The sequence below is a fragment of the Mesorhizobium sp. WSM4828 genome, assembly GCF_055811175.1.
Window position 1 is genome coordinate 57,047 of sequence record NZ_JBVVQK010000022.1, and the last position, 23,777, is coordinate 80,823.

At 64.1% G+C, this 23,777-nt stretch carries 27 protein-coding genes and 1 pseudogene; 9 read left to right on the plus strand and 19 right to left on the minus strand.

Annotation, left to right across the window (positions count from 1 at the left end; translation table 11 throughout):
- The first annotated feature begins 39 nt into the window (after positions 1–39).
- Entirely contained in the window at positions 40–645 is a 606-nt protein-coding gene (locus tag AC0L2X_RS22870) for a DUF6456 domain-containing protein (RefSeq protein WP_352661502.1), read from the plus strand.
- Between the two features lie 44 nt (positions 646–689).
- Here AC0L2X_RS22870 and AC0L2X_RS22875 read toward each other — a convergent pair whose 3' ends face one another.
- Positions 690–998 carry a hypothetical protein gene (locus tag AC0L2X_RS22875; RefSeq protein WP_254819673.1) on the minus strand — a complete coding sequence of 103 codons (309 nt, stop codon included), beginning with the start codon at positions 996–998 and terminating at the stop codon, positions 690–692.
- Positions 999–1,220: 222 nt separating this feature from the next.
- Positions 1,221–1,484: a hypothetical protein gene (locus AC0L2X_RS22880; protein ID WP_352490059.1), complete on the minus strand. Its 264-nt coding sequence runs from the start codon at positions 1,482–1,484 to the stop codon at positions 1,221–1,223.
- Between the two features lie 271 nt (positions 1,485–1,755).
- Here AC0L2X_RS22880 and AC0L2X_RS22885 point away from each other — a divergent pair, with 271 nt between their 5' ends.
- Complete coding sequence (locus AC0L2X_RS22885) at positions 1,756–2,034, plus strand: DUF2285 domain-containing protein (protein WP_352490061.1); 279 nt, start codon at positions 1,756–1,758, stop codon at positions 2,032–2,034.
- A 243-nt stretch (positions 2,035–2,277) separates the two neighbouring features.
- Here AC0L2X_RS22885 and AC0L2X_RS22890 read toward each other — a convergent pair whose 3' ends face one another.
- The 3 genes and pseudogenes from AC0L2X_RS22890 to AC0L2X_RS22900 form a co-directional block, all read right to left on the minus strand.
- Positions 2,278–4,248 (minus strand): acyltransferase family protein, encoded by a 1,971-nt coding sequence (locus tag AC0L2X_RS22890; RefSeq protein ID WP_473560341.1) that lies wholly within the window; start codon positions 4,246–4,248, stop codon positions 2,278–2,280.
- 192 nt (positions 4,249–4,440) lie between these two features.
- Positions 4,441–4,661 (minus strand): annotated as a pseudogene (locus AC0L2X_RS22895) (alkylphosphonate utilization protein).
- 418 nt (positions 4,662–5,079) lie between these two features.
- On the minus strand, positions 5,080–5,367 hold the full coding sequence (locus AC0L2X_RS22900) for a hypothetical protein (protein ID WP_473560343.1): 288 nt from the start codon (positions 5,365–5,367) through the stop codon (positions 5,080–5,082).
- A gap of 260 nt (positions 5,368–5,627) precedes the next feature.
- On the opposite strand from AC0L2X_RS22900, the gene AC0L2X_RS22905 reads away from it, so the two are divergent.
- Positions 5,628–7,613, plus strand: a complete 1,986-nt coding sequence (locus tag AC0L2X_RS22905; protein WP_473560345.1) for an AI-2E family transporter — start codon at positions 5,628–5,630, stop codon at positions 7,611–7,613.
- A gap of 117 nt (positions 7,614–7,730) precedes the next feature.
- Here the strand turns inward: AC0L2X_RS22905 and AC0L2X_RS22910 are convergent, their stop codons facing one another.
- The 8 genes from AC0L2X_RS22910 to AC0L2X_RS22945 form a co-directional block, all read right to left on the minus strand.
- On the minus strand, positions 7,731–8,666 hold the full coding sequence (locus tag AC0L2X_RS22910) for a phosphatidate cytidylyltransferase (protein ID WP_473560407.1): 936 nt from the start codon (positions 8,664–8,666) through the stop codon (positions 7,731–7,733).
- Between the two features lie 22 nt (positions 8,667–8,688).
- Positions 8,689–9,351 (minus strand): lysophospholipid acyltransferase family protein, encoded by a 663-nt coding sequence (locus tag AC0L2X_RS22915; RefSeq protein ID WP_292664595.1) that lies wholly within the window; start codon positions 9,349–9,351, stop codon positions 8,689–8,691.
- Between the two features lie 8 nt (positions 9,352–9,359).
- Positions 9,360–9,788, minus strand: coding sequence for a hypothetical protein (locus AC0L2X_RS22920; protein WP_473560347.1), 429 nt, complete (start codon positions 9,786–9,788; stop codon positions 9,360–9,362).
- Positions 9,785–11,128, minus strand: coding sequence for a phosphatase PAP2/dual specificity phosphatase family protein (locus AC0L2X_RS22925; RefSeq protein ID WP_473560348.1), 1,344 nt, complete (start codon positions 11,126–11,128; stop codon positions 9,785–9,787). Before AC0L2X_RS22925 ends, AC0L2X_RS22920 begins: the two co-directional genes overlap by 4 nt.
- A 2-nt stretch (positions 11,129–11,130) precedes the next feature.
- The gene (locus tag AC0L2X_RS22930) at positions 11,131–12,918 is read right to left on the minus strand and encodes a bifunctional alpha/beta hydrolase/class I SAM-dependent methyltransferase (RefSeq protein ID WP_473560350.1); all 1,788 of its coding nucleotides are present in this window, start codon (positions 12,916–12,918) and stop codon (positions 11,131–11,133) included.
- Positions 12,919–12,943: 25 nt separating this feature from the next.
- The gene (locus AC0L2X_RS22935) at positions 12,944–13,546 is read right to left on the minus strand and encodes a CDP-alcohol phosphatidyltransferase family protein (protein WP_352490075.1); all 603 of its coding nucleotides are present in this window, start codon (positions 13,544–13,546) and stop codon (positions 12,944–12,946) included.
- Between the two features lie 109 nt (positions 13,547–13,655).
- Positions 13,656–13,979 (minus strand): hypothetical protein, encoded by a 324-nt coding sequence (locus AC0L2X_RS22940; protein ID WP_473560351.1) that lies wholly within the window; start codon positions 13,977–13,979, stop codon positions 13,656–13,658.
- A 264-nt stretch (positions 13,980–14,243) separates the two neighbouring features.
- Positions 14,244–14,609 carry an endonuclease domain-containing protein gene (locus AC0L2X_RS22945; RefSeq protein WP_473560352.1) on the minus strand — a complete coding sequence of 122 codons (366 nt, stop codon included), beginning with the start codon at positions 14,607–14,609 and terminating at the stop codon, positions 14,244–14,246.
- Between the two features lie 239 nt (positions 14,610–14,848).
- Between AC0L2X_RS22945 and AC0L2X_RS22950 the strand changes: the two genes are divergently transcribed.
- Positions 14,849–15,061 (plus strand): hypothetical protein, encoded by a 213-nt coding sequence (locus AC0L2X_RS22950; RefSeq protein WP_352490081.1) that lies wholly within the window; start codon positions 14,849–14,851, stop codon positions 15,059–15,061.
- A 157-nt stretch (positions 15,062–15,218) separates the two neighbouring features.
- Positions 15,219–15,488 (plus strand): DUF982 domain-containing protein, encoded by a 270-nt coding sequence (locus tag AC0L2X_RS22955; RefSeq protein ID WP_473560354.1) that lies wholly within the window; start codon positions 15,219–15,221, stop codon positions 15,486–15,488.
- Positions 15,489–15,596: 108 nt separating this feature from the next.
- On the opposite strand, the gene AC0L2X_RS22960 is transcribed toward AC0L2X_RS22955, so the two are convergent.
- Positions 15,597–15,866, minus strand: a complete 270-nt coding sequence (locus tag AC0L2X_RS22960; RefSeq protein ID WP_023718102.1) for an usg protein — start codon at positions 15,864–15,866, stop codon at positions 15,597–15,599.
- A gap of 363 nt (positions 15,867–16,229) precedes the next feature.
- Between AC0L2X_RS22960 and AC0L2X_RS22965 the strand changes: the two genes are divergently transcribed.
- From AC0L2X_RS22965 to AC0L2X_RS22980, 4 genes are all read left to right on the plus strand, one after another.
- Positions 16,230–16,544, plus strand: coding sequence for a co-chaperone GroES (locus AC0L2X_RS22965; RefSeq protein ID WP_473600399.1), 315 nt, complete (start codon positions 16,230–16,232; stop codon positions 16,542–16,544).
- A 58-nt stretch (positions 16,545–16,602) separates the two neighbouring features.
- Entirely contained in the window at positions 16,603–18,234 is a 1,632-nt protein-coding gene (gene groL / locus AC0L2X_RS22970; RefSeq protein ID WP_473560356.1) for a chaperonin GroEL, read from the plus strand.
- A gap of 104 nt (positions 18,235–18,338) precedes the next feature.
- Positions 18,339–18,554 (plus strand): hypothetical protein, encoded by a 216-nt coding sequence (locus AC0L2X_RS22975; protein WP_473560357.1) that lies wholly within the window; start codon positions 18,339–18,341, stop codon positions 18,552–18,554.
- Positions 18,551–19,180: a DUF982 domain-containing protein gene (locus AC0L2X_RS22980; RefSeq protein ID WP_473560359.1), complete on the plus strand. Its 630-nt coding sequence runs from the start codon at positions 18,551–18,553 to the stop codon at positions 19,178–19,180. The genes AC0L2X_RS22975 and AC0L2X_RS22980 overlap by 4 nt, the downstream gene beginning before the upstream one ends.
- A 192-nt stretch (positions 19,181–19,372) precedes the next feature.
- On the opposite strand, the gene AC0L2X_RS22985 is transcribed toward AC0L2X_RS22980, so the two are convergent.
- The 5 genes from AC0L2X_RS22985 to AC0L2X_RS23005 all read right to left on the minus strand — a co-directional run bounded on the left by AC0L2X_RS22985 (position 19,373) and on the right by AC0L2X_RS23005 (position 23,748).
- Complete coding sequence (locus tag AC0L2X_RS22985) at positions 19,373–19,651, minus strand: GNAT family N-acetyltransferase (RefSeq protein WP_473560361.1); 279 nt, start codon at positions 19,649–19,651, stop codon at positions 19,373–19,375.
- Complete coding sequence (locus tag AC0L2X_RS22990) at positions 19,563–19,868, minus strand: hypothetical protein (protein ID WP_473560413.1); 306 nt, start codon at positions 19,866–19,868, stop codon at positions 19,563–19,565. Before AC0L2X_RS22990 ends, AC0L2X_RS22985 begins: the two co-directional genes overlap by 89 nt.
- 97 nt (positions 19,869–19,965) lie before the next feature.
- The gene (locus AC0L2X_RS22995; protein WP_473560362.1) at positions 19,966–20,982 is read right to left on the minus strand and encodes an ABC transporter permease; all 1,017 of its coding nucleotides are present in this window, start codon (positions 20,980–20,982) and stop codon (positions 19,966–19,968) included.
- Positions 20,979–22,571: a sugar ABC transporter ATP-binding protein gene (locus AC0L2X_RS23000; protein WP_473560364.1), complete on the minus strand. Its 1,593-nt coding sequence runs from the start codon at positions 22,569–22,571 to the stop codon at positions 20,979–20,981. The genes AC0L2X_RS22995 and AC0L2X_RS23000 overlap by 4 nt, the downstream gene beginning before the upstream one ends.
- A 226-nt stretch (positions 22,572–22,797) precedes the next feature.
- Positions 22,798–23,748 carry a substrate-binding domain-containing protein gene (locus tag AC0L2X_RS23005; protein ID WP_352867706.1) on the minus strand — a complete coding sequence of 317 codons (951 nt, stop codon included), beginning with the start codon at positions 23,746–23,748 and terminating at the stop codon, positions 22,798–22,800.
- Positions 23,749–23,777 lie beyond the last annotated feature (29 nt).

Genomic DNA, 23,777 nt, shown 5'->3' on the forward strand with positions numbered 1-23,777 from the left:
GCCAGAGACCGACGACGGAAAACCAGGAGGACCGAACCGATGAGCACCAAAACCGTCCAGAAGATCAAAACCAGGCTGCCGCGATTGCCGAAGGGCGAGGCCGAGCAGGTGCGCATCCGTAAGGAGATCGGTCATGATTTCGCGCTGAAGGACGACCGGTTCGGCCGCAAGCGGCTGGCCAAGGGGACGCAGGAGGGCGCGCGCCTCTATGAGGTCTCCAATGACGGCCACACCGCGACCGGCGGCATCGTGCGGGTGCGCAATGTCGACCCGCTGAGCGGCCTCACCTCGCTGTCGCGCCAGCAGCGCGAGGCGGGCATGCGCTACCGCCAGGATTTTCGCGACTCGTCGGAGGCAACCGCCAAGCCGATGGCGTGGGCCGAGCGCGTCGACGGCGGCCGCACCGGCAGCGGCGTCGCCGAACACATCCTGTCCGCCGGCCGCGACCATGCTGAGGCCACCAGGGCGCTTGTCCATTGGGAGATCGCCGGCATCGTGCAAAAGGTCTGCTGTGCCGACACAACGGTCAAGAGCCTGGCGGAACAGGCCGGCGAGCCGCGCGACGTGGTGGTGAAACTACTCAAGATCGGGCTCGACATATTGGCCGTGCATTACGGCATGATGCTGATGCGCAAGCCGAGATGAGAAGCCCCGCCGATCCGGCCGGCACTACCGGCCGGATCGATCCGTCAACGACGGCAGACACGGATTCTTTCGATGATCCGGTGGTGATGACGCCAGTGCCTGATGACTTCGGTATGGCAGCGCCGGTGGTACCGGTACCGGTAGCGCGGCGCGTAGTCCTCGTTATAGACATCATAGCGGTAACGGGGGACGTACTCATCGTCGTAATCGGAATACCGATGGTGGCGATAATAATAGTCGTCGTCATAGCCGTTGCCGATGCCGATCGTGACGCTGCCGCCGGCGTTCGCCGGGCCGATCACGGAAGCCGCCGAGGCGACGGCGATCACCGAGGCAAGCAGGAGCTTCTTCATAGCTACCTCCTTCTTTAACGTCCCTCTAATAGAAAAACCCGCGAGGGGCAGCCTCGTTCCATAGATTGACAAGATGTAACGAACGGACGAGCCCGAAGTTTAGCCTGCTGGCGCGAAAATGCCGCTGGCTGCGGCGGGGGTCGGATCGCCGACGCAGCGTGGCCGCTCCTCTCATCAAACAGCGGCAATCGCGCGTCAGTCCCGTCTTTTGCCAACGTCTGCCTACAGAACATGGCCCAATTCCAGCAAAACGAAGGCGGTCGCACCCAGCACAGCGAGGGCGTAGGCCGCATAAAGAACAAGCAGCATCACCTCAAAGTCCCGGACGAAGCTTGCGGCAATCCTGGTCTCCTTGGGCTCCGCTTTCTCGACGCGGTCGGCTTCCAGCTGCTCCGTTGCCACGACGAGGCAGACGATCCTGTCGTTGTCGGCCGCCTGTAATATCCGTTCGGTCAAATCGACGGCAATCACCGGGTCGTCGGCCAACTGATCCCGCGGTAGCCGGCTTTCAGTGACGGTCTGGATTTCACGCTTTCTCACGCACGCATAATTGCGTCGACTAAATTAGGTTCCACTAAAATACATAGATTGCCTCGGACCCGATCGCCATGGGTGAGGCGTGAGCCCAGCTGGGCGGGGAACCCCCGCCCGAGGCCCGCATTTGTCGGCTGTCGAGGCGAATCTCGATCCGCATCCTCCGATCAAAGGGCGCGGGCTTCTTCATAGGCTGCTACGATGTGCCAGTGGGTAGATCGCAATGCTAAAGCTGCCAAACCTTCATATCGCGAACGCAGCGCCGACGTCTTCGGTACTGACCGGTTATGACGAAGATCGCATGCTTACTTATATCCGGCTGCTCGACGCTTCGGCGGAAGGAACCGATTGGCGCGAGGTCGCCCGCATCGTTCTGCATATGGATCCGGAGCGGGAGCCGGAGAGGGCTTTCCGGGCGTGGGCGACACATCTGGCGCGTGCACGATGGATGACCAGGAAGCGGAACGAACTGCGCCAATTGCATGATGAGTGGTGGGGATGAGCACCGTCTAAACGGAACTGCCGTCCCGGTCTGGCCGTTGAGGGAGAAGGCCAACATGGAAAAGCGACCAATGACTTCTTGGCCAGCCAATACTTTCGAGCTGTGCTGCCTTCTTGCAGTTCCGCTGTCGCTGATCCTTACGGTCTTCCTGGCTGGTCTTATCCTTAGCTGACGCCCGAGCTGACGCCCGGGATGGTTGCTTGCCGGGGGCCGGTGGGTCGGATCCGACAAGATCCGGTACCGTTACTTTACAGCCGCCGCCATCACATCCGAAAACAGCGCCCGCTCCACTGCCGGTTCCAGCGTTTCGGCGAAGGGCGTCGCCAGGTGGTGGCGGTCGCGGAAGGCGAGTTTGCCGTCGATGAAGACATGGCAGGTGGTCTGGTCGCAAAAGCGGTCAGTCATATCGATGTAAGCAGCGTTCGGTGTCGAGCGCACGATATCGCGCTCGACGGTGGCGATGTCGTCGTTTGCCGCCATGATCCGAGGCGTGTCGCATGTCGCGGGCGTCTGGCCCCGCCACAGCGCCCGCGCCACGCATTTGTCGGCGTAGTTTGCATTGTAGGGAACGTCCCTGATGACGGCGACCTTGATGCCGGCCTGGCTGAAGGCTTGAAGCGTCCAGGTGAGGCCCGTCCGCCACTGCGCTTGCCAATCGGCGTGCTTCAACTCCTCGGGCGATTCCTTCATCACATTGCCGATCGAGAACTCCGAGATCACCACCAGTTGCGGGTGCAGCGCGATGATGTCCTTGACGGACTGCTCGCGCCATTGATCGCATTCGGTGTAGTCGCGCTTCAGCCGCCAGTTCCAGGTCGTCACCCGTGAAGCCCGGCAGGAGGATTTGAGAAAGGTGACGACGCTAAAATTGTTCTTCTCGGCCGCCTTGATCAGCGGCGTCGACCAATGGTCGGCATGCGAGTCGCCGAACAGCACGACCGAGCGCTGGGCATCCTTGCGGCCGAACATGCAGGGTTTTGGCTTGACGGTCTCGAAATCGAGCACGCAGCCGCCATTGATCGCGCGCACGGTGGAGAGCTGGGCGGCACTGTCGGCGATGACGTGCTGTTCGGGGCTGAGATTGTGCTCGGCAAAGCGCGCATTGCCATAGGCGGCGACCACGCCGGCGCCGGTCAGCGCGACGGCGGGCACCAGCGCCCGCGCTGCTCCGGCCATCAGCCAGCCGTTGCGGCGGACCGGGTTCTCGATGAAATGATAGGTGAACATCGACAGAAGCAGCGTCAGCGCCGCGCAGGCAAAGCGGTCCAGGATGGACAGGTTGGGCGCCACCATCGCCGCATAGACGATTACCGGCCAGTGCCAGAGATAGAGCGAATAGGACAGCCGGCCCAACCATTGCATGGGGGCCAGCGCCAGCACGGCGCTCGGCAGATTGCGGCCGCCGCTGCCGCTGAGCAGCAGCAGCACTGTGCCGGCGACAGGCGCCAGCGCATTCACCCCGGGAAACGGCGAATCTTCGTCCAGCATCAGATAGGCCCAGGCGATCAGTGCCAGACCGAGGCATGCCTGGAGAGTGGCCAGTAATGGCCGGTCGCGCCAGATCTTTGCCGGCGCCATGGTCGCGAGGCCGCCGGCGGCGAATTCCCAGGCCCTGAGCGGCGAGAAATAGAAGGCCCAGGGCTGCGACACTTCCGTCAGCCAGGCGCAGGCGGCGAAGGAGGCCGCGCCGGCGACGCCGATGACGACGATAGCAGTGCGCTTGCCGGGGCGTAGCCATGCGGCGGCAAGCAGTAGCGCCGGCCATGCCAAATAGAACTGTTCCTCGACCGAGAGCGACCAGAAGTGGATGAACGGGTTGTTGGTGGCGTCGGCGGCGAAATAGTCGAACGACCAGCGGATCAGCCAGAGGTTGATCATGTAGGCGGAGGCGAACATGGCGCCTTTCGAATAGAGCGCCTGTTCCTCCGGCGACAGGATGAAGTAACCCGCGAACAGCGTGGCGAGGATGACGAACAGTGCCGCCGGCAACAGGCGCCGGGCGCGCCGGGCATAGAAACGCCAGAGGTTCAGCCGCCCGGTCTCGGTGATTTCCGTAACCAGGTGGCGGGTGATCAGATAGCCCGAGATGACGAAGAAGATGTCGACGCCGGCAAAGCCGCCGGGTAGGCCGGAGAGACCAAAATGGAAGGCGATGACACCCGCCACCGCCAGTGCGCGCAGCCCTTCGATGTCAGGCCGAAATGATGCCGACACAATCACCTCATGCAAGGAATACCCACCTCGCAAAGGCTCGACCCGATGCGCCGATATTGCAATGCAACAAATCTAACGCAGTGCAACATAGAGGGAGGGCGCGGCTCCGGCAGCTCCTCGCGTGGGCGATTCACTCACGTGAGCGATTCGAGAGCGACTGATATGGAAGCGAAGCGCAGGGTGCCGAAGCGATCACGCCTTTTTCAAAAACTCGGTCTTCAGCACCAGGCCCTTCACCTGCTTGGTGCTGCATTCGATCTCGCCGGGATTGCCGGTGAGGCGAATATTCTTCACCAGCGTGCCGCGCTTGATCGTCTCCGACGTGCCTTTGACCTTGAGATCCTTGATCAGGTCGCGGAGTCGCCCTCGTGCAGCGCGGTGCCATTGCTGTCTCTTATGATCGCGTCGGTCATGGCAGGTCTTTCGCGGGGCTCCGGTGCGGAGGCGGTTGGGTCATTACCCGGCCTATCTCACGGTTGGCGGCGAGGTTCAAGCGTGCTGGGATCATGCCCACTGGGTCAAGCGTGCCGGCAGCCAAACGTTCCGGCCGGCAATGCTATGCGGACGGCCAACCGGAAAACCCGGATTGCGAGCAGAACTCCCTGGGCGGTAGTGGCATTGCCGCTCCGCGACATGCGCTCCGACCAGGCGGTCATTCCATGCCAATGGCGCCACGGCAATCGAACAAAAGCCGTGGCCTTCATTACGCGGGTATTCCGGCACGAGTTCGAATAGCTGAGCGCCCGCCGGTGCAGACAAGAACGTCGCACGATGGCGGAGCTGCCCGCCCTATCGCTTGGTCCGTTATTGCAATCGGCAAAAAGCCGGCGGTCACTTGTTGAGCTGCATGGCCATCTTGCAGAAGTCAGCATGCGTCTTGGCAATGCCTGCGTCGCTGCATTCCTTCAACAGCATGGCCCGGTCGCTTGTGGACATGGCCATCCATGCCGCCTTGAATTCGGCTTCCGACTTCATGCTCTTCATGCCGGCGTCGGTGAAGAAGGGCGTCATTTTCTGCGGATCGTCGAGCGCCGAAGTGCCAGTTGCACCGGCGGCAAGCGCTGCGCCGGTCATCATCGAAAGCGCCATCGCGCCCATGCAAAGCATCTTGATGTTCATGATCATTCCTCCTGAGCTGCTGCTTTGAGGTTGTCCATCAGCGATCTACGAAGGAACGGCGTTTTGACCCAAAAGTTCCACGTTCTGGCGCAGGCATGGAACAGGATTGCCCGTGACGCCATTAATGCAGAAAATTCTACCATGACTGAATTTGCGGCGCTGCCGACCAGGGCAATCGGCGTCCAGCTGGGTGAGACGCTACGAAGTTGCACGCCGGCTCAATATGCCCGATCATGGCGACGGCGGGGCGGAGGTACCAAGTGGCGGCAAATCGTCGAAACGGCGCGCACCTGTCGGAGCCCCGGCGGGCGGGCATTGTTTCCGCGGCCAGGGCGCTTCCGCGCACATCCTTGCCCAGCGTAGCGTCGGTCGTGACGGCCGTCGCGGCGCTCTATTTCGGGCGCGAGGTCTTTCTGCCGATCGCAATCGCGCTGCTGCTTACCTTTGCGCTCGTACCCATGGTTTCGGCACTCAAGCGAGCCGGCATTCCGCGTCTTCCTGCCGTAATCGCCAGCGTGCTCGGCGCATTCACGGTGCTGGCGCTGTTCTCCTTCATCGTCGCCACGCAGGTCAGTGAACTGGCGCAGAACATTCCGCTTTACCAGGCGAATATCCTGACCAAGGTCCGGTCGCTCAAGGAAACCGGCGTCGGCGGCGGCATCGTTTCCAGATTGAGCCGGGTGATCGAACGCGTCGGCCAGGAGCTCGACAGACCCGAGCCCGCACAACCCGCCGCCGATCAGCCTCCGCGGGAACCGATCCCGGTCGAAATCGTCGCGCGCGAACGACCGCTCGAGGTCCTCCAGAATCTGATCGGCCCGCTGCTGAGCCCGCTGGCATCGGCCGGACTGATCGTCGTGGTCGTCATATTCATGCTGCTCGAGCGGGAGGATCTGCGCGATCGCTTCATACGCCTCGTCGGCTACGGCGACCTGCATCGAACCACCGAGGCGCTGCAGGATGCCGGCAAGCGCGTCGGCCGCTACCTGCTCATGCAATTGGTCGTGAACATCGTCTATGCCGTCCCGATTGCAATCGGACTTTGGCTGCTGGGCATACCCAATCCATTGCTGTGGGGTTTGCTGGCGCTGGCGCTGCGCTTCGTCCCCTATATCGGCCCGGTCATCGCGACGCTGTTGCCTCTGTTCCTGGCGCTGGCCGTGGCGCCCGGCTGGTCGCTCGTGCTATGGACCGCCGGGCTTTTCGTGGTGGTGGAACTGATCACCGGCAACGTGATCGAACCCTGGCTCTACGGCTCGCGCACCGGGCTGTCGCCGTTGGCCATCATCGTTGCGGCGATCTTCTGGACCTGGCTCTGGGGCCCATTGGGCCTGGTTCTGTCGACGCCGCTTACGGTCTGCCTCGTCGTGCTCGGCCGCCATGTGCCGCAGTTCGAATTCCTCGACGTTCTGTTCGGCAACGAACCCGTGCTCGAACCGCACGCCCGGCTTTACCAGCGGCTGCTGGCCGGCGATCCCGAGGAAGCGACGGACCATGCCGAGGAGATGCTGGAGGAAAAATATCTGGTCGAGTTCTACGACGAGGTCGCGATTCCCGCACTGCTGCTCGGCGAGCAGGACCGGGTGCGTGGTGTGTTGAGCGATGAGCAAAGACAGCAGGTCGCGGGCAGCGCGCTGACGATGGTGGCCAACCTCGACGACAGCGCGCAGGAGGAGGCGGAAGCGGACGACACGGCCGCAGCCGAGGACAACGGCTCAGGCGAGGACAAGCAGGTTCAGGGGGAGGACGACACCGAACTGCCGGATGGCACGGGCATGTCGGTGCTGTGCGCCGGAGGGCGCGGCGAACTCGACGACGCGGCTGCCGCCATGCTGGCGCAGGTGCTCGAAGTCCAGGGCGCCACGGTGTTGAGGGCGAGCTTCGCCGAGATGGAACCGGGGAGCATTCGCCGCCTTGAGCTCGACGCCGTCGATACCGTCGTCGCCGGATTTTTGAACCCGGATTCCGTCAAGCACGGCCGGTTCCTGGTCCGTCGGCTGAAACGCGCCAAACCAAGCTTGCGGGTGGGCATCGTGTTGTGGTCGGAACCCGACAGCGACAACCAAGAGGCAGATGCCAGATTGGCCAATGAGATCAACGCCGATTTCGTCGCACACGACATGGTCGGCGCGGTGCTCGGTGCGTTGTCCAGCGCTCCGCCGGTGGCGCTGAAGACCACCGCCAAACGCCGCATGCGCCGCCTGGCGCCGGCGCGCAAGAAAGAGCCGCTCGCCGCGGCAAAATGACCGCGGCGAACGACCGCGGCAGGTGGGGTTATTACTGTTTTCGCGAAAGACGGATCAGGTGCTTCGCAAGGGTCGGGCTTAACCGTCCGGACAGTGGCGCAGCAAAGGGCGTACCCCTCACACAGTCCAGAAATAGCGCACCGTATGGAAGAAGACCGGGGCGGCGAAGACCAGGCTGTCGGCGCGGTCCATCATCCCGCCATGGCCTTCGATCAGATGGCCCCAGTCCTTGACGCCTTGATCGCGCTTGATGGCGGAGGCGACCAGCCCCCCAAGAAAGCCCATCAGGCAGGCGATGAAGGCGACGCCGGCTGCCTGCAGCGGCGAAAACGGCGTCAGGAACGACAGCAGCGCACCGAGCAGGCTCGACGCCGCCAGCCCGCCGACCAGCCCCTCCCAGGTCTTCGACGGCGAGACCGTCGGCGCCAGGAGATGCCGGCCGAACAGCTTGCCGAAGATATATTGCAGCACGTCGCTGCCTTGCACGGTGATGATCAGGAAAGCGATCAGCAACAGGTTGCGGCCTTCGAAGCCTGGCACCTCGAGCGTCAGCAGCGCCGGCACGTGGCTGACGCAGTAGACCGAAATCATGACCGCCCATTGTTGCGCCGAGACACGCTCGAGAAAGCGCTCGGTATCGCCGTGCAGCGCTGTGATCGCGGGCATCAGCAGGAAGCAGTAGACCGGGATGAAGATGGTGAACATGCCGTACCAGGCGGTCCATACCAGCCAGTACTGGAACGGGATGACGATGCCGAACATGCCGAGCAGCACCCAGTGGTCGCTGCGGCGGCTGTGTGTCAGCGTCACGAATTCGCGCAAAGCGGCGAAGGAAATCAGCGCGAACAGAATGGTCATGCCGGGACGGCCGAAAAAGAAGGCAACGGTGATCGCCACCACCATCACCCACCAGGCATTGATGCGCTGGGTCAGGTTGACCAGCGCCGGCGACAACGGCTTTGGCGCGCGCCACGACAAGACGCCGGCGACGATGCTGGCACTGATCAGCACCGCCAGCAGGCCGACAATCAGAATGAGGGTTTCGTGCATCATCGGCAGCATTTTGCCTTGGTCCTCAATCGTCTCGCTGCGGCCGGGGGTTCAGCGCCAGCAGCGTTTCGCGGGCGCGGTCGAGAAAGGCGCGGCGTTCCTCACCCGGTTGAATGGCGATCGGCGCGCCGAAGACGACGCGGCAAAGCAGCGGCACCGGCACGAATTGCCCCTTGGGCAACACCCGCGACATGTTCTCGATCCAGCACGGGATGAGTTCGACATCGGGCCGCGCCATCGACAGATTGTAGAGGCCGGAGCGGAACGGCAGCAGCGGTTCGTCGGTCATGTTGCGCGTGCCTTCGGGAAACAGGATCAGCGAATGGCCCTGGTCGAGCACCGACAGCATGATCGAGATCGGGTGCTGCGTTTCGTCCGTCCATTGCCGGTGGATCAGCACGGAAGACAGCATGTCCTCGGCAATGAAACGGCGCAGCCGCGTCTTGCCCCAATAATCGGCGGCCGCCACCGCATGGGTACGGGCGCGTTCCTTCTCGCTAAGGCAGGCCGACAGCAGGATGAAATCGCCGTGGCTGGCATGGTTGGCGAAGTAGATGCGCTGCCGGTCCGATGGCTGGCTGCCGTTCCAGATCGGCCGCACGCCGGTGACCACCCAGGCCAGCGCCGACAGGCCGACCGAGGTCACCGTCTGCAGCAAGGTATAGGTGCTGACGCGAAGCTTTGTCATGGACGGGCTCAAAAGAATGCCGCGACGACCGAGGCGGCCGCGAACAGACTGAAGGCGATGCGCTGCCTGGCGAGCAGGCGGCGCGTGCCGGCCATCCGCTGGTCGAGCGAGCGGCCGCCGGCCGCCGTGGGTTTCAGCCGCATGCGCGCCAGCACGTCGTCGATCGCCGCACAGCCGCCTGCCTCGCTGGCGTGGCTGGCCATCAGCCGGAACAGCAGCGCGTCGAACAAAAGCAGGGCCGACAGAATAATTGTGGCTATGGCACCCGCGGCGGCGATCAGCCAGGCCGCTGCGGACAGCGACGATGTTTGCGGCGCAGCCGCCAGGCCGATGACCGGCGCAGCCAGCAAGGCAGCAGCAATCAACAGCAGCGGCCATGCCACCTGCACCATCAGCCCGGCGGCGAACGCTTCGGCCTTGTCACGATAGGCGGTCATGTCGCCGCGTCCATGCCAAGATGCACCGGCCGGCCCGCGGCGGCGAGCTGGCCTCGCGCCTGATCCGGCGTCGCGGCCCGGCCGCTGGCGACCAGCCATTCGGCGACGACGGCGGCGCTGCGTTGGAAGCCGAGCGCACAGCAGACCAGCACCGTGCCCTGGCTCTGCGCCGTCTCGATCGCCGCCACCGCTTGCGCACGCGCCTCGCGAGACGGCGGCAAAAGGTCGACCATGGGCAGGCTCACCCAGCGGATCGAGGCGCCACGCGGCCTTTCCAATTCGCCGGCAAGATCGATCACCGTGCCGAAGGCGTCGGCCTCGGCGGCGGTCGGAAAACGGCCAAGGCAAACACCGTCGGCGATGACGATCTGCGCCGGAAGCTTTCGCGTCCATGCCCAGACATTGACCTTGGCGGCAACCCGGTAGGGCCACAGCAGAAGACGGCTGGCCAGCGACACGCGGCCATCGGCTGTTTTCTGGAACACCTTGGCGCCGGCGCCGGCATAGGCGAAAGCGACTATGGCCAGCGCCAGTGCCGGCCACAACAGGATGAGCCACACCGCCGAGACCAATGCCCCGGCAGCGGCGCCGGCCAGCGCAAGGCTTGCGCCAAACGCATAGAACAGCGCCAGCCGCCGCGCGTTCGGATCAGCGCTCAGGCGGAAGCCGGCGAACGGCAGCTCGCCGTCGCGCGGAAACAGCCACAGGGCGAAAAGGCCGAGCAGCGCGCCGGTTGGAATGTCGACGAAATGGTGCTGCCACGTCGTCAGCACCGAGGCGCCGATCAGGAAACACCAGACATGCCAGGCGAAGCCGGCGATGCCGGTCAATCTGTGACGCCAATGGTCCCAGATGATGACCAGCAGTGCGATGTGCAGTGACGGCGCCTGATTGAAGGGTTTGTCGAAGCCGCCGAGCACGGCGAACATGAAGCCGGGCAGGCCGCTCGTCTGCGGGCGCACGAAGGTCGCCGTCAGCGGGAACAGGATGAAGCAGGCGACGGCGACAATCTGCGCCGTCAGATAGCGGCCGGCAAGGCGGTCGACGCCGCTCTTCGAATTGTTCAACAGCAGCGACAGGCCATAGAATAGATTGATCGACCAGTAGGGCATGATCGTCCAGGCAAGGAACGGGATGCCATGCTCCCAGCCGAAGACGATGCTGCCGACATCGTCGCGCCGCGACGCCAGCCAGTTGGCGAAGCCGTAAGTGGCGTAGAAGAACGGTGCCAGAAATGCCAGCCACAGGGCGGCGCGCAGGACTATCCCGGGATACGGCTCGCGCGGCAAGGCCGGAAGGGCAGGGGCATCGCGAGGTAAGGCAGAGGTAGGCAAATCCATGCTCAGACGCGCCGCGCGACCGAAACGGTGAAGATGCCCCACTGGTCGATGCGCTGGTCGAGCTTCTCGAAGCCGGCGGCCGCCACCAGCTGGTCCATCTCGGCCTGCGTGCGGCGGCGCATCACCCAGGCCTGGCCGCCGCGGTGCGAGGTCAGGCTGCGCGCGATCATCTCGAGCTGCGGATGCCAGGGCTGGTTGGTGTAGACGAGCAGGCTTCCGGGCTGCATGGCGCTGGCCAGTCCACCGAGCGAGCGGCCGATCATGGCATTGTCGGAAAACAATTCGTAGAGCCCCGAGACGATGGCGAGATCCGGCGCCGGTTCGAGCCCGGCCAGCATCGTGGCGTCGAAGGCGTCACCTTGATGGAACGAGACGGTCGCCGGCAGCCTGCGCTCGGCGATCAGCTTGCGGCCGAGCGAGACGTTGAGCTCGGAGAAATCCTGCAGCCGAACGCTTGCCGGTGGCTCGGCGCATTTCTGCACGGCATCGAGCACGTAGCGGCCATGGCCGGCTGCGATATCGACGATATGGACCGGCCGGCCGGCGGCCTTGAGCGAGGAGGCGGCGCTGCCGATCAGCTCTTCCAGATGCAGCTTGCGCTGGCGGATGCCGCGCCAGCCGATGGCGTCGAGAAAGGTGCGGTCGATCATGCGGCCGATGGGGCTGATGCCGCGCGCCTCGTTCTCGTAGACATAGTCGAGCGTCGAGCCGGAATCGAAGCCGGTGGCAATCCCTGTCTTCATGCCGGACGACAGCCAGGCGCCCATGCGGATCGAGGCGCGGCTCATTGCCCAGTAGAGGCCCCTGGGCGACAGCAGCGGCAGCGGTGAGGCCAGCCGGTCGGCCTCGTCGCGTGTGTAGCCGGCGCGATCGGCCTCGATCAGGTCGACCGGCTTTTCCGGCGCCGCGAATTGCTTTTCGAGGAAAGGCCTGATCAGGTCGAGTGCCTTGTGGCGGTCGCGCTCGCCCAGCGTGTCGTGAAAGAAGCCGGCCAAAACATGCCGCTCCTTGGCCGGGCTCGCCAGATTGACGAAAAACTCGTGCTGCGGTCCATGCCGCACCACCCAGTCGCTGCCGGAAATCAGAACCTGTGTCGGCACGGTGATGGCGCGGGCGTCGGCGACGATGCGCGCGGCATGGTCGTAGAGCTCGACCAGGATGTTGGAGGCGATCGGCCGGGTGATCAGCGGGTCGGCGTCGAAGGAGGCGATGCGTTCGGGGTCATGCGTCAGGAATTTCGCCTTGACGTAGGAATTGACGAAGAAGCGGCCCTTCAGCTTCTGCCACAACGCAATGCCTTGCTTGGCGAAGGGCACGTAGAGCTTGACCGAGAAGGCCGGCGAGGCCAGCACCAGGGCGCGAATGTCGGGCGCGTAATCGTGCACCCAGGCGGCAGCAAGCACGGCGCCGAAGGATTGCGCGATCAGCGCGATGTCGCGCCGCGCAAACCCGTCGCTGCCGATCTCGCCCACGAAACAATCGATGTCGCGCACCAGCGCGGCAAACGACGGCGCATAGCCGCGTTCGCCGGCGGAGCGGCCATTGCCGCGCGCGTCCCAGGCATAGAAGGCGTGGTCGGGCATCTGGAGCTCGTCGACCAGATGCGCCATGCGGCCGCCATGCTCGTGGCCGCGGTGGAACAGCAGGACGGCGCCCTTGCGGTTTTCCGACAGCGCCGGCCAATAGCGATAGAAGATCTCGGTGCCGTCATGGCTCTTGAAGCTGCGCTCCTGCGCCACCCGCTCGATGTTGGCTGAAGCCACTGCGGCAACCGTCTGTTGGTGAAGCATGTTGTTCTCCCTGGCGAGACCGAATTCAGCTGCCGCTCCCGTTAAGGCCGCTGCGTATCCGGTTGATGGCGGTCGCCAGCGAGAGTGTAGCCATGGCCGGAAACACGAGCGGCGTGAGCGCCGGGACCCACAGGCCGGACGCGATAAGCACGGCGAGGATGCCGAGCGCCAGCGCCCGGTCGCTCTTGCCGAACGGGCCGGCATAGTTGCGCCCGGTTCCTGCGGCGATGCCGAGCACGCCGGCGAACTCCGTGATCATCGCCGCGATCGCAAACGCAACGACGCCCCAGGCAGGAAAAAGGACGGCAAAGGCCAGGATCAAAGCGAGATCGGAGACAACGTCGCAGAGCTCGTTGAGATACATGCCGAGCGTCGAGGCCTGGCCATGTTCCCTTGCGAGCATGCCATCGATCGCATTCAGCGCCATTCGCGTAAACAGCACGAGCGGCATCAGCAGAAAGACCACGCGGTGGCCGGCAAGGGCTGCCACCACAAAGCCGGTGGCGAGCGAGAGGGCCGCGGCCAGCAGCGTGATCTGGTTGGCGGTGACGCCGGCCCTAGCCAGGCCATCGGCAAGCGGCCGCAGCCTGGCCTGGAAGGCCGGTTTCAGCGCATAAAGCGTCGGCATATGCGAACCCCCCGGCCGCGGTGCAAATGATGTTGGCGAGGATGGGCAATTGGCGCGCAAGACGCAAGGGCGGCTGCCTGCCACTTTTCGAGATCCGGTTGTGTCGACGCTAGCTTTCGCTGTTGCCATCGTCGCCCAGGAACCGTGCGGGCAAGCTTTCTTCGGCCGCCGCCCAGGCGCGACTATGATAACGCCGCAGGACGAGAATGCAGGTCGCGAACAACACGAACGGCCTGCCCATTTGCGCGACGAAGGACAAGGCAATCGTTGCACTCGAGACCGAGGTCAGGAACAGATCGGCTCTCTGGTTCGCTTCCTGAATGGTCGCGGCGCGAGCGTTTTGCAGCACGAAATGCTCGGTCGTCAGGCACTGCAGGGCGTGCTGCGCCTGGTCAGGCGGAACCGGAGCGTCGGGAGAACGGGTCATCGACATTTGCCCTCTTCCAAGAGCCGGCGCTCCCTGGGTTCCGCCGGCCCCATTTCGGCGACCTGTGCTTTCGATCTGGTTGTCGTCCGCCGCAAGTCAAGGCCCGGTGGTTTTCTTGTGCCGGATCGTTGCGCCAAATCTCGCAAAGGGGGCGCCGTCGGCGAAACAGCCAATCTCCCCACTTGAGGGGGAGATGTCCGGCAGGACAGAGGGGGGCGCTGTCCCGCAAGCCTTGCTGATCTAAGCCCGGCATCCGAGCTCAACGCATGTCTACCGAGCCAAGCCAGCCGCAATCACGATGTGCTGACAGACATTGTCGATATCGCGAATAACGTCGTCGTTCCAGAAGCGCAGGACAGTCCAGCCCAGCCTTGCAAGCCTTGCACTTCTGCCAGCGTCCGATCCCGTGGCTTCGAGTTCGGCGTGCTGGCAACCATCCAACTCGATGATCAGCTTTTTGTTCGGGCAGGCAAAATCGACGATATGGCCTGCGATTGGCATCTGCCGCCGAAATGCCAGCCCCATGAGACGATGCGCCCGGACTTCATTCCAAAGCTTCAGTTCGGCGTCCGTCATGGCCCTGCGCATTTTGCGCGCATTGCCGCGGTTGTTTGCAGGCACTGGGTGGTGAGTCATTTGCCCATCGGCCCTCTGATTTGTCTGGTTACTAGCTGTTCTAATTTCGATAGATTCGAGGGACAGCGCCCCCCTCTGGCCTGCCGGCCATCTCCCCCTCTAATGGGGAGATTGGCGGTTTCGCCGGCTGGCCTCAGTCGCCAACGCTGACTTCCCCGGCGGTTATTGTCTGCTGCAGGTCAAGACCCAGATTCTTCTGTTGCCGGGCCCATTCCCGGCACTTGCAGATGGAGCTGACCATGACACGCGACGAGATCATTTCTGTGCTGGGCCCGGTCGACGAAGCCGTGATCGCCGACATTGCGGCGACGGACGGGACGGTCCAGGAATTGCGCGAGGCCCTGGCCTGGATCGCCGCCGACGAGGCTCTGGTGAACGAGGGCCGGCCGCTGCCGACGGCAAGGGTAGCGACGCTGATCGAACTGCTGCAAGGGCCGGACGAGGACGAATAACCGGCTGTAGCCGCGATGCTCTTGAACCGCGCCCCATGCTCTTGAACCGCGTAAAGAGGCGAACCATGTCCTTCAGCGGCGCCGGCCGGCCGCTGGCACCGCCAGCATAGCGTTGCTTGCTCAAACAAGAAGACGATCAGAAAACAAGGAGGAAGTGATGGACGACGTCCGCTTTGCCGAACCGATCATGTTGAAATTCCAATCCAGCGAGCGCAAGGTCGCCAGCAGTTGGGAAGCCATCGAATGCATGCGCCAGCAGTGGCCGGACCGTGCACGCGGCCGGAGTTGGCGCGCGGCCTATCGGACCTGCCGCGACGCGCTCGACGGCTGGCGCACTGCGCGTGATGCGCGCAAGGCGTTCGTCAGGGCGGCGCGCAAGGCCGGATTGCTCGCAACGGCCCGCAAGCCTGTCGACCACGCCGGCTAGTCCGGACCCCCCTCCGATATTGTGAGGTCCAAAACAAGTGGGGAGAGGCAGCTGCCTTTCCCCGTTTCGGAGACTTTGCCCGCTGTCTAGCGGCAGTTCGGCTGCTCCTCAGTGGACGGTGATAATGCCGTTTACGGCCCGCCATTCGGAAGGCTGGATCAGGTGATGATGGGCGACGCGTACCGAATGCAGCGGGCCTTCGATCTCGCGCTCCCAGAAATCGAGGAAATGCTTCAGCGTCGGGAAATCGGGGGCAATATCGTATTCCTGCCAGATGTAGAGCTGCAGCAGACTCCGATGATCGGGCAGGCGGTAGTGGATCTCCGCCGTGGTGAGGCCAAACCCTTGCATCTGGAGCTGAAAGTCCCTGCTGGTCATGCGATCGTCCTTTCCGTTGAAATCTCGGTCCGTTGAAATCTCAGTCCGCAAAACGCCTCGCCTTCCACATAGGTTCCAGCCGCCACGAGCGGCCCCGGACGGGCGGGATTTTGAAAATATCCTGCCAGAATTTGAGCCGCATGTAGCTGAGAGCAGCTAATGTGCGAACGATTACAGCGTATTGGCACTCTCAGGTGCCGAGTGCTAAAATTTTTGCCTGATCCTCTTGAAAGCTGAAAAAAGCGCGACTAGTTCGTATGCGCGCGATGCCTGATGAAGGGTCGCGCACCCCGTGCCGGGCCGATATTACCGGTCCGGTCAGGAGGATTTTCGAAAATTTGTTTGTCCCGAGAGGAGAACGACATGACGTTCCGTCCATTGCACGACCGTATCCTGGTCCGCCGCATCGAGGTCGACGAGAAGACCGCCGGCGGCATCATCATCCCCGACACCGCCAAGGAGAAGCCGCAGGAAGGCGAGGTCATTGCCGCCGGTCCGGGCGCGCGCGACGACAGCGGCCAGTTGCAGCCGCTCGACGTCAAGGTCGGCGACCGCATCCTGTTCGGCAAATGGTCCGGCACCGAGATCAAGCTCAATGGCGAGGATTTGCTCATCATGAAGGAGGGCGACGTGCTGGGCGTTATCGAGGGCGCCGGCGAGATGAAGAGGGCCGCCTGAGCGGGGCCTGAACAAGCATTCCGGTCAACGAAAGCTGCCTATTCGAAGGAGTGATCCAATGGCTGCCAAAGATGTGAAATTTCATACCGAAGCCCGCGAGAAAATGCTGCGCGGCGTCGATATTCTCGCCAATGCGGTGAAGGTAACGCTCGGTCCCAAGGGCCGCAATGTCGTCTTCGACAAGTCGTTCGGCGCGCCGCGCATCACCAAGGACGGCGTGACTGTCGCCAAAGAAATCGAGTTGGAGGACAAGTTCGAGAATATGGGCGCGCAGATGGTGCGCGAGGTCGCCTCGAAGACCAGCGACACCGCAGGTGATGGCACCACGACTGCGACGATTCTTGCTCAGGCCATTGTCAGGGAAGGGGCCAAGGCGGTCGCTGCCGGCATGAACCCGATGGATTTGAAGCGCGGCATCGACAAGGCGGTCGACGCCGTCGTCGCCGACCTGAAATCCAATGCCCGCAAGGTGACCAGGAACGACGAAATCGCTCAGGTCGGCGCCATCTCTGCCAATGGCGATGCCGAGATCGGCCGCTTCCTCGCAGAGGCGATGGAAAGGGTTGGCAATGAGGGTGTCATCACTGTCGAGGAAGCCAAGACCGCTGAGACTGAGTTGGAAGTGGTCGAAGGCATGCAGTTCGACCGTGGCTATCTCTCGCCCTATTTCATCACCAACCAGGAAAAGATGCGCGTCGAACTCGAAGAACCCTATGTGCTGATCCACGAGAAGAAGCTGTCCAACCTGCAGGCCATGCTTCCTGTGCTCGAAGCCGCCGTGCAATCCGGCAAGCCGCTGTTGATCATCGCCGAGGACGTCGAAGGCGAGGCGCTGGCGACGCTGGTCGTCAACAAATTGCGCGGCGGCCTGAAGGTTGCAGCGGTCAAGGCGCCGGGCTTCGGTGATCGCCGCAAGGCCATGCTGGAAGACATCGCCATCCTGACCGGCGGCACGGCGATCTCGGAAGACCTCGGCATCAAGCTCGAGAACGTCACACTGGAGATGCTCGGCCGCGCCAAGAAGGTGCTGATCGAGAAGGAGAACACCACCGTCGTCGACGGTGCCGGCCGCAAGGATGAAATCCAGGCGCGCATCAGCCAGATCAAGGCGCAGATCGAGGAAACCACCTCCGACTACGACCGCGAGAAGCTGCAGGAGCGGTTGGCCAAACTCGCTGGCGGTGTCGCCGTCATCCGCGTCGGCGGCTCGACCGAGATCGAGGTCAAGGAGCGCAAGGATCGCGTCGACGACGCCATGCACGCCACACGCGCGGCGGTCGAGGAGGGTATCCTGCCCGGCGGCGGCGTGGCCCTGCTGAGGGCGGCGAAGGCGCTCGATAACGTCGTCGTCGACAATCCCGATCAGAAGACCGGTGTCGACATCGTGCGTCGCGCCATCGAAGCGCCGGTGCGCCAGATCGCCGAGAACGCCGGTGCGGAAGGTTCGATTATCGTCGGCAAGCTGCGCGAGACGACCGACTTCGGCTATGGCTGGAACGCCCAGACCAACGAGTTCGGCGACCTGTACGGGCAGGGCGTCATCGATCCGGCCAAGGTCGTGCGCACTGCGCTGCAGGGTGCCGCCTCTGTTGCCGGCCTGTTGGTGACGACCGAGGCGATGGTGGCCGAGAAGCCGAAGAAGGAAACGCCCATGCCTCCGATGCCGGGCGGTGGCGGCATGGACTTCTAAGGCCAGGCTTCCAAGGCGCGATTTCGAAAACGGCAGATGGACCGTGTCCGCCAAAAGCGGGCACGGTCTTGCCGGTCCGGTACTAATGCTGAGCAGGTGTTGCCATGGATATGATGGACAGTTTTGGAAAGATCGCGGCGCCGACCCGCCCGAAGAACGATTTCAACTATGAGACCGATTGCAGGGCAGCGCTGGCGCCTTTGGTCGACGGCTTGCTGGATATGGCCGAGTCGGCCGGCTGGGACCGCCACAAGGCGGCCTACACGCTGATGTTTCTGTCGGCTCAACGCGTGGGAGCCGGCACGGAGGAGCGCAAATGATCGCGGCGCGGATGCGCGAATGCCTGCGCCTGCTGCGGTGGTCGGAAAACGATTTCGCCGAAGAGGCGGGGTATCCCATAGCCAAGGCAAAGGCGTGGCTCTACGGGCGCGAACATCCGCCGCTGGGCGTGGCGGCCTGGCTCGAGGCGCTGGTCAAGGTGCATCGGCTGCTGCCGCGGCCGGGCATGCAAGCCGTATCGCATTCGCCGATCGACGCCGTCCTGCAGGCGGATCGAAGCGCCCGCGCGGTTGAGTTCCGAAAGGAGCCGAGTGAGCCAGGAAAGGAGAGTGTCATGGATCGTGCTTCGTTCGACAAGCCGGTTACCATCCTCACCGGCCTCGGTACGCCGACGAAGATAGAAAGCGCGGCTGAGGCCCATGCGCTTTTGGCTGAGTGGCCGGCGGCAAGCCGGACGGCGGCGCACGACATTGCCGCAAAAGCGTGCCGTGCCGCATTGGAAGGAGAGATCGACGCCGAAACCGCGCGCGCCACCTTCGTCGCCTTCGCCCGCCGCAACGACCTGCTTGCGCCGCAGACGACCGGGATGGTTGCCGGCGAGAGCGTTGCTGGCGCGACGGTTGCCGACTGGGCAACGCGCCCACAGCGTGTCAACGCCCCGGCCTGAGCTGGCGCTGTCGGCAAAGCTGCCAATCTCCCCTCTCGAGGCAAGATGTTCGGCAGGACAGAGTGGGTCGCCGCGCGTGAAACGCCAACCTTCTCTCGCATGGCATCGCGCCAGCCGAGGCGACCCCCTCTGTCGCCTTCGGCGACATCTCCCCCTCGAGGGGGGAGATTACCGCTCAGCCGCTTTCGCCTGCTAAGCCATCGGCAGCAGCCGGCGCATGATCAGCGAGGCGTGGCCGCCCACCCCGTGTGCAGCCGGCCGGCGCTCGACGACCTCGAAGCCGTGCTTGCGATAGAAGGCGATTGCGCGGTCGTTGCCGTCGATCACTTCCAGCGCGATGCTGGGAATGCCCGCATGCGCGGCAAGAACGGCATGCAGCAGGTCAGCGGCAAGGCCGGTACCGTACTCGCTTTTGCCTATATGCAGCCGCTCGAGTGACCTCGCCCTTGTCGTCCATCGCGGCCATCGCATAACCGGCGAGCGAGCCGTCAGCCCGCTCGGCGACGAAGGACATCTTGCTGTCATCCCCGAGCTCGGCCGCCAGCCGCTCCGGCGCGTGCCTCTCGTCCGAAAGCCGTGCCGTGGTCTCGGCACCCAGAATCGGCGAATAGATGTGTCGCCAGGATTGGCCCAGCAGCCGCGACACCGCCGGAATTTCCTGTTCGGTCATGGTCCTTATTTGAGTCATTGGCACCTCGCCTCAGAAACCTGCCCCTTTGAGCGGAGATGTTCGGCAGGACAGAGAGGTGCTTGTCCCGCCGACCTGGATAGGTACGGCACCTGTATCACCGCCTTACCCGCGATTTCAGCCAGCGGTCGAAGGCCACGGCGAGGATGAGGATCAGGCCGATGACGATGCTTTGCGTGTAGGACGAGACGTTGTTGAACTGCAGCCCGTTCTGCAAGACGCCGATCAGTCCTGCACCGACCACCGTGCCGCCGACGCTGCCGATGCCGCCGAACAGCGAGGTGCCGCCGATGACGACCGCCGAGATCACCGTCAGCTCGTAGCCGATGCCGGCGACGGCTTCGGAGGAGTTGAGCCGCGCCGACAAAACGAAGGCGGCAAGGCCGGCGAAGAAGCCGACGATGATGTAGACCGAGATCAGGATGCGGTCGACGCGCAGGCCGGAGAGGCGCGCGGCCTCGGCATTGCCGCCGACGGCGTAGACCGCGCGGCCGTAGCGCGTGTAGCGCAGCACGATGTGGCAAAGGATTGCGGCAATCGCGAAGATGATCGCCGGCACCGGAACCGGGCCGATCAGGCCGGTACCGAACCAGCGCATCGAGGCGTCGAAGCCGGAGATCGGGCCGCCATTGGAGATTGTCAAGGTCAGGCCGCGAAACACGGTGAGGCCGCCAAGCGTGACGACGAAGGGCGGAACTTTCAGCCTGGTGATGGCAAAGCCCTGGGCGCCGCCGGCCATGGCGCCGACGACGACGGCGGCGAGAAGGGCGGCGAACCAGCCATAGCCTTGCGTGCCCGTTGTCGACAGCGACAGCGTGTTGGCGGTGCCGCCTTTGGCTACCACCGCCGCGACCATGCCGCAGAAGGCGAGCAGCGAGCCGACCGACAGGTCGATGCCGGCGGTCAGGATGACGAAGGTCATGCCGAGCGCGATCAGCCCGGTGATCGAGATCTGGCGCATGATGTTGAACAGGTTGATCGGGTCGATGAAGCTCGGCTTCAGCACGGTGAAGACGACGATCAGCAACGCCAGGAACATCAGTGGGCCGAAGCTCATCAGCAGGCGCGCAATATTGACGCCGCCGCGCTGGCTCCGTTCGGTCGTGCTGGTCATTGCGTTGCTTCCTGCTTCTGGTCTTCCTGCTTCTGGTCCAGCGCCATCAGTTCCATCAGTTTCTCCTCGTTCGCCTCGACGCCGGGCATCTCGCCGGTGATGCGCCCGCGCCGCATGGTGACGATCCTGTCCGACACCGCAAGCACTTCGGGCAGCTCGGAGGAGATCATCATGATGGCGATGCCGCGCGCCGCGAGCTCCACCAGGATCTGGTGCACCTCAGCCTTGGCGCCGACATCGACGCCGCGCGTCGGTTCATCGACGATCAGCAACTTGGGGTCGCGCGCCAGCCAGCGGGCAAGGATGACCTTCTGCTGGTTGCCACCGGACAGTCCCTCGATCGCCTGCTCGGGCGAGGCCATGCGGATCGACAGCATCTTCCTGTAGTTCGCCAGCGCTTCTCGCTCGCGCCGCTCGGCCATGAAACCGGCGGCATTGGAGTAGCGGTCGAGCGCGGCGACGGAAAAATTGGTGAGAATGCCGAGTGCTGCGAAGATCGCCTGGTGCTTGCGGTCTTCCGGCACCAGCCCGATGCCGAGCTCGATGGCATCGGCGGGTGAGGCGGGCGCGATCGGCTTGCCGTCGAGCCTGATGGTGCCGGCGGCAATGCGGTCGGCGCCGAAGATGGCGCGAGCGAGCTCGGTGCGGCCGGAGCCGACGAGCCCCGCGACGCCGAGGATTTCGCCCGCCTTGAGGTCGAGATCGACGCCTTCGAGCACGATCGCGTGCGGCGCCTGCGGATCGCGCACCGTGCGCAGGCCGCGCACCGAGAGCCGGACGTCGCCGGCGACATCGCGCTGCGTCGGCCTGGCATAGAGCTCGGAAGCGGCGCGGCCGACCATCTTCTCGATAATCTTCGGCAGCTTGATCGGCCCACCTTCGCGGTCTAGATGGCCGGCCAGCCTGCCGTCGCGCAGCACCGTCATGCGGTCGCAGATCGCCGATGCCTCTTCCAGCCGGTGGGTGACGAACATGATGGCGACGCCGTCCTTGCGCAGCCGGCCCATGATCGACATCAGCCTGTGCACTTCGGTTTCGGTCAGCGCCGAGGTCGGCTCGTCCATGATGATCAAGCGGCTCTTCAGCGACAGCGCACGGGCGATCTCGACCAGCTGCTGCTCGGCCACCGACAGCGCCGACACCGGCGTCGCCGGGTCGAGGTCGAGGCCGACGCGAGCGATGATCGCGCGCGAATCTTCCTCCATCTTCCGCCAGCTGACCAGCCCGAACCGGCCGAGCGGCGCGCGGCCGATGAAGATATTCTCCGCCACGGTCAGCGTCGGGATCAGGCTCAGTTCCTGGTAGATGGTGACGATGCCGTGGCGCTTGGCATCCTGCGGATTGTGCGGGCTGAATTCGACCCCATCGAAGACGATGCGGCCGCTGGACGGCGGCATCACGCCGGACAGGATCTTGAGCAGCGTCGATTTGCCGGCGCCGTTCTCGCCGAGCAGGCCGAGGATCTCGCCGGGGCGGACTTCGAGCGAAACGTCGTTCAGCGCGGTGACGCCGGCAAAGCGCTTGGTCACGCCCTCGACGGTGAGGAGGGCGGGAGAGGGTGATGGCGCAGTGGCTTCAGTCGCGGGCAAAGGTTACTCCCAATTTGCGATTGATGGCGGGACAGCGCCCCCCTCTGCCCTGCCGGGCATCTCCCCCACGAGGGGGGAGATTGGATGTCACCTTGGCTTTCGCCAATCTCCTGCGCTGCAAAAACGGCGCTATCGGCGAAGCTGCCGATCTCCCCCCAAGTGGGGGAGATGCCCGGCAGGGCAGAGGGGGGCGCGACAGAACGCTACTTTTGCTGCTGCGGGCCCCCTACTTCGTCTCGCCCAGCCTCTCCGCCTTGTCGAGATTGTCCTTGCCGATGACGATCGGCGTCAAAAGCACCAGCTTTTCCTTCGGCTCGGTCTTGTCCCTGGCGTAGGCGACCGCGATCTGCACCGCGGTGCGCGACTGCTCGCCAGGGAATTGCTCGACCGTGCCGGCCAGCTTGCCGTCGCGCACGGCGACCAGCGCTTCGGGAAGCGCGTCGAAGCCATAGATCTTGACGTCGGTGAAGTTGCGCGCCGCGCAGGCTTCAACCGCGCCAAGCGCCATGTCGTCATTGGCGCAGATGATCGCGTCGGGCTTGCCGTTGGCAGCAAGGCCGGCCTCGGTGACGGACAGCGCCTCGGCGCGGGCGAAGTTGGCGGTCTGCTCGAAGATGATCTGGTACTTGTCCTTCATCGGATCGAGGACGTTGTGCACACCCTTGTTGCGGTCGATCGCCGGACCGGCGCCGGGCTGACCCTGCAGATGGAAGATCTTGGCGCCGTTCGGGAACGCCGCCACCATGGCCTGTGCTTCGGCCTCGCCGCCCTTGACATTGTCGGCGCCGACATGGGCGAGGATGCCTTCGACGCCCTCGACGCGGCGGTCGATGGTGACGACGGGAACGCCGGCCTTCACCGCTTCCTCGATAGCTGGGGCCAGCGCGTTGACGTCGAGCGGCGAGATGACGATGGCGTTGACCTTTTGCACCAGTGCCGCTTCGATATCGGCGGTCTGCTTGGGCGCCGAGTTCTGGCCGTCGCTCTCGATCAGGTTGACGCCCTGCGCCTGGGCTTCCGCCTTGATCTGGTTCAGCATGTGCACGAAGAACGGAAAGCCGAGGCTCGGCACCGAACCAAGAATGGTCAGCTTGTCCTGGGCAATAGCCAATTGCGGAGCGGCCAGCGCCAAGGCGCCCATCGCCGCGGACGACAGCAGGAATTCACGTCTGTTGATCAATTTAGTCTCCTCCCAGATGAGCGCAC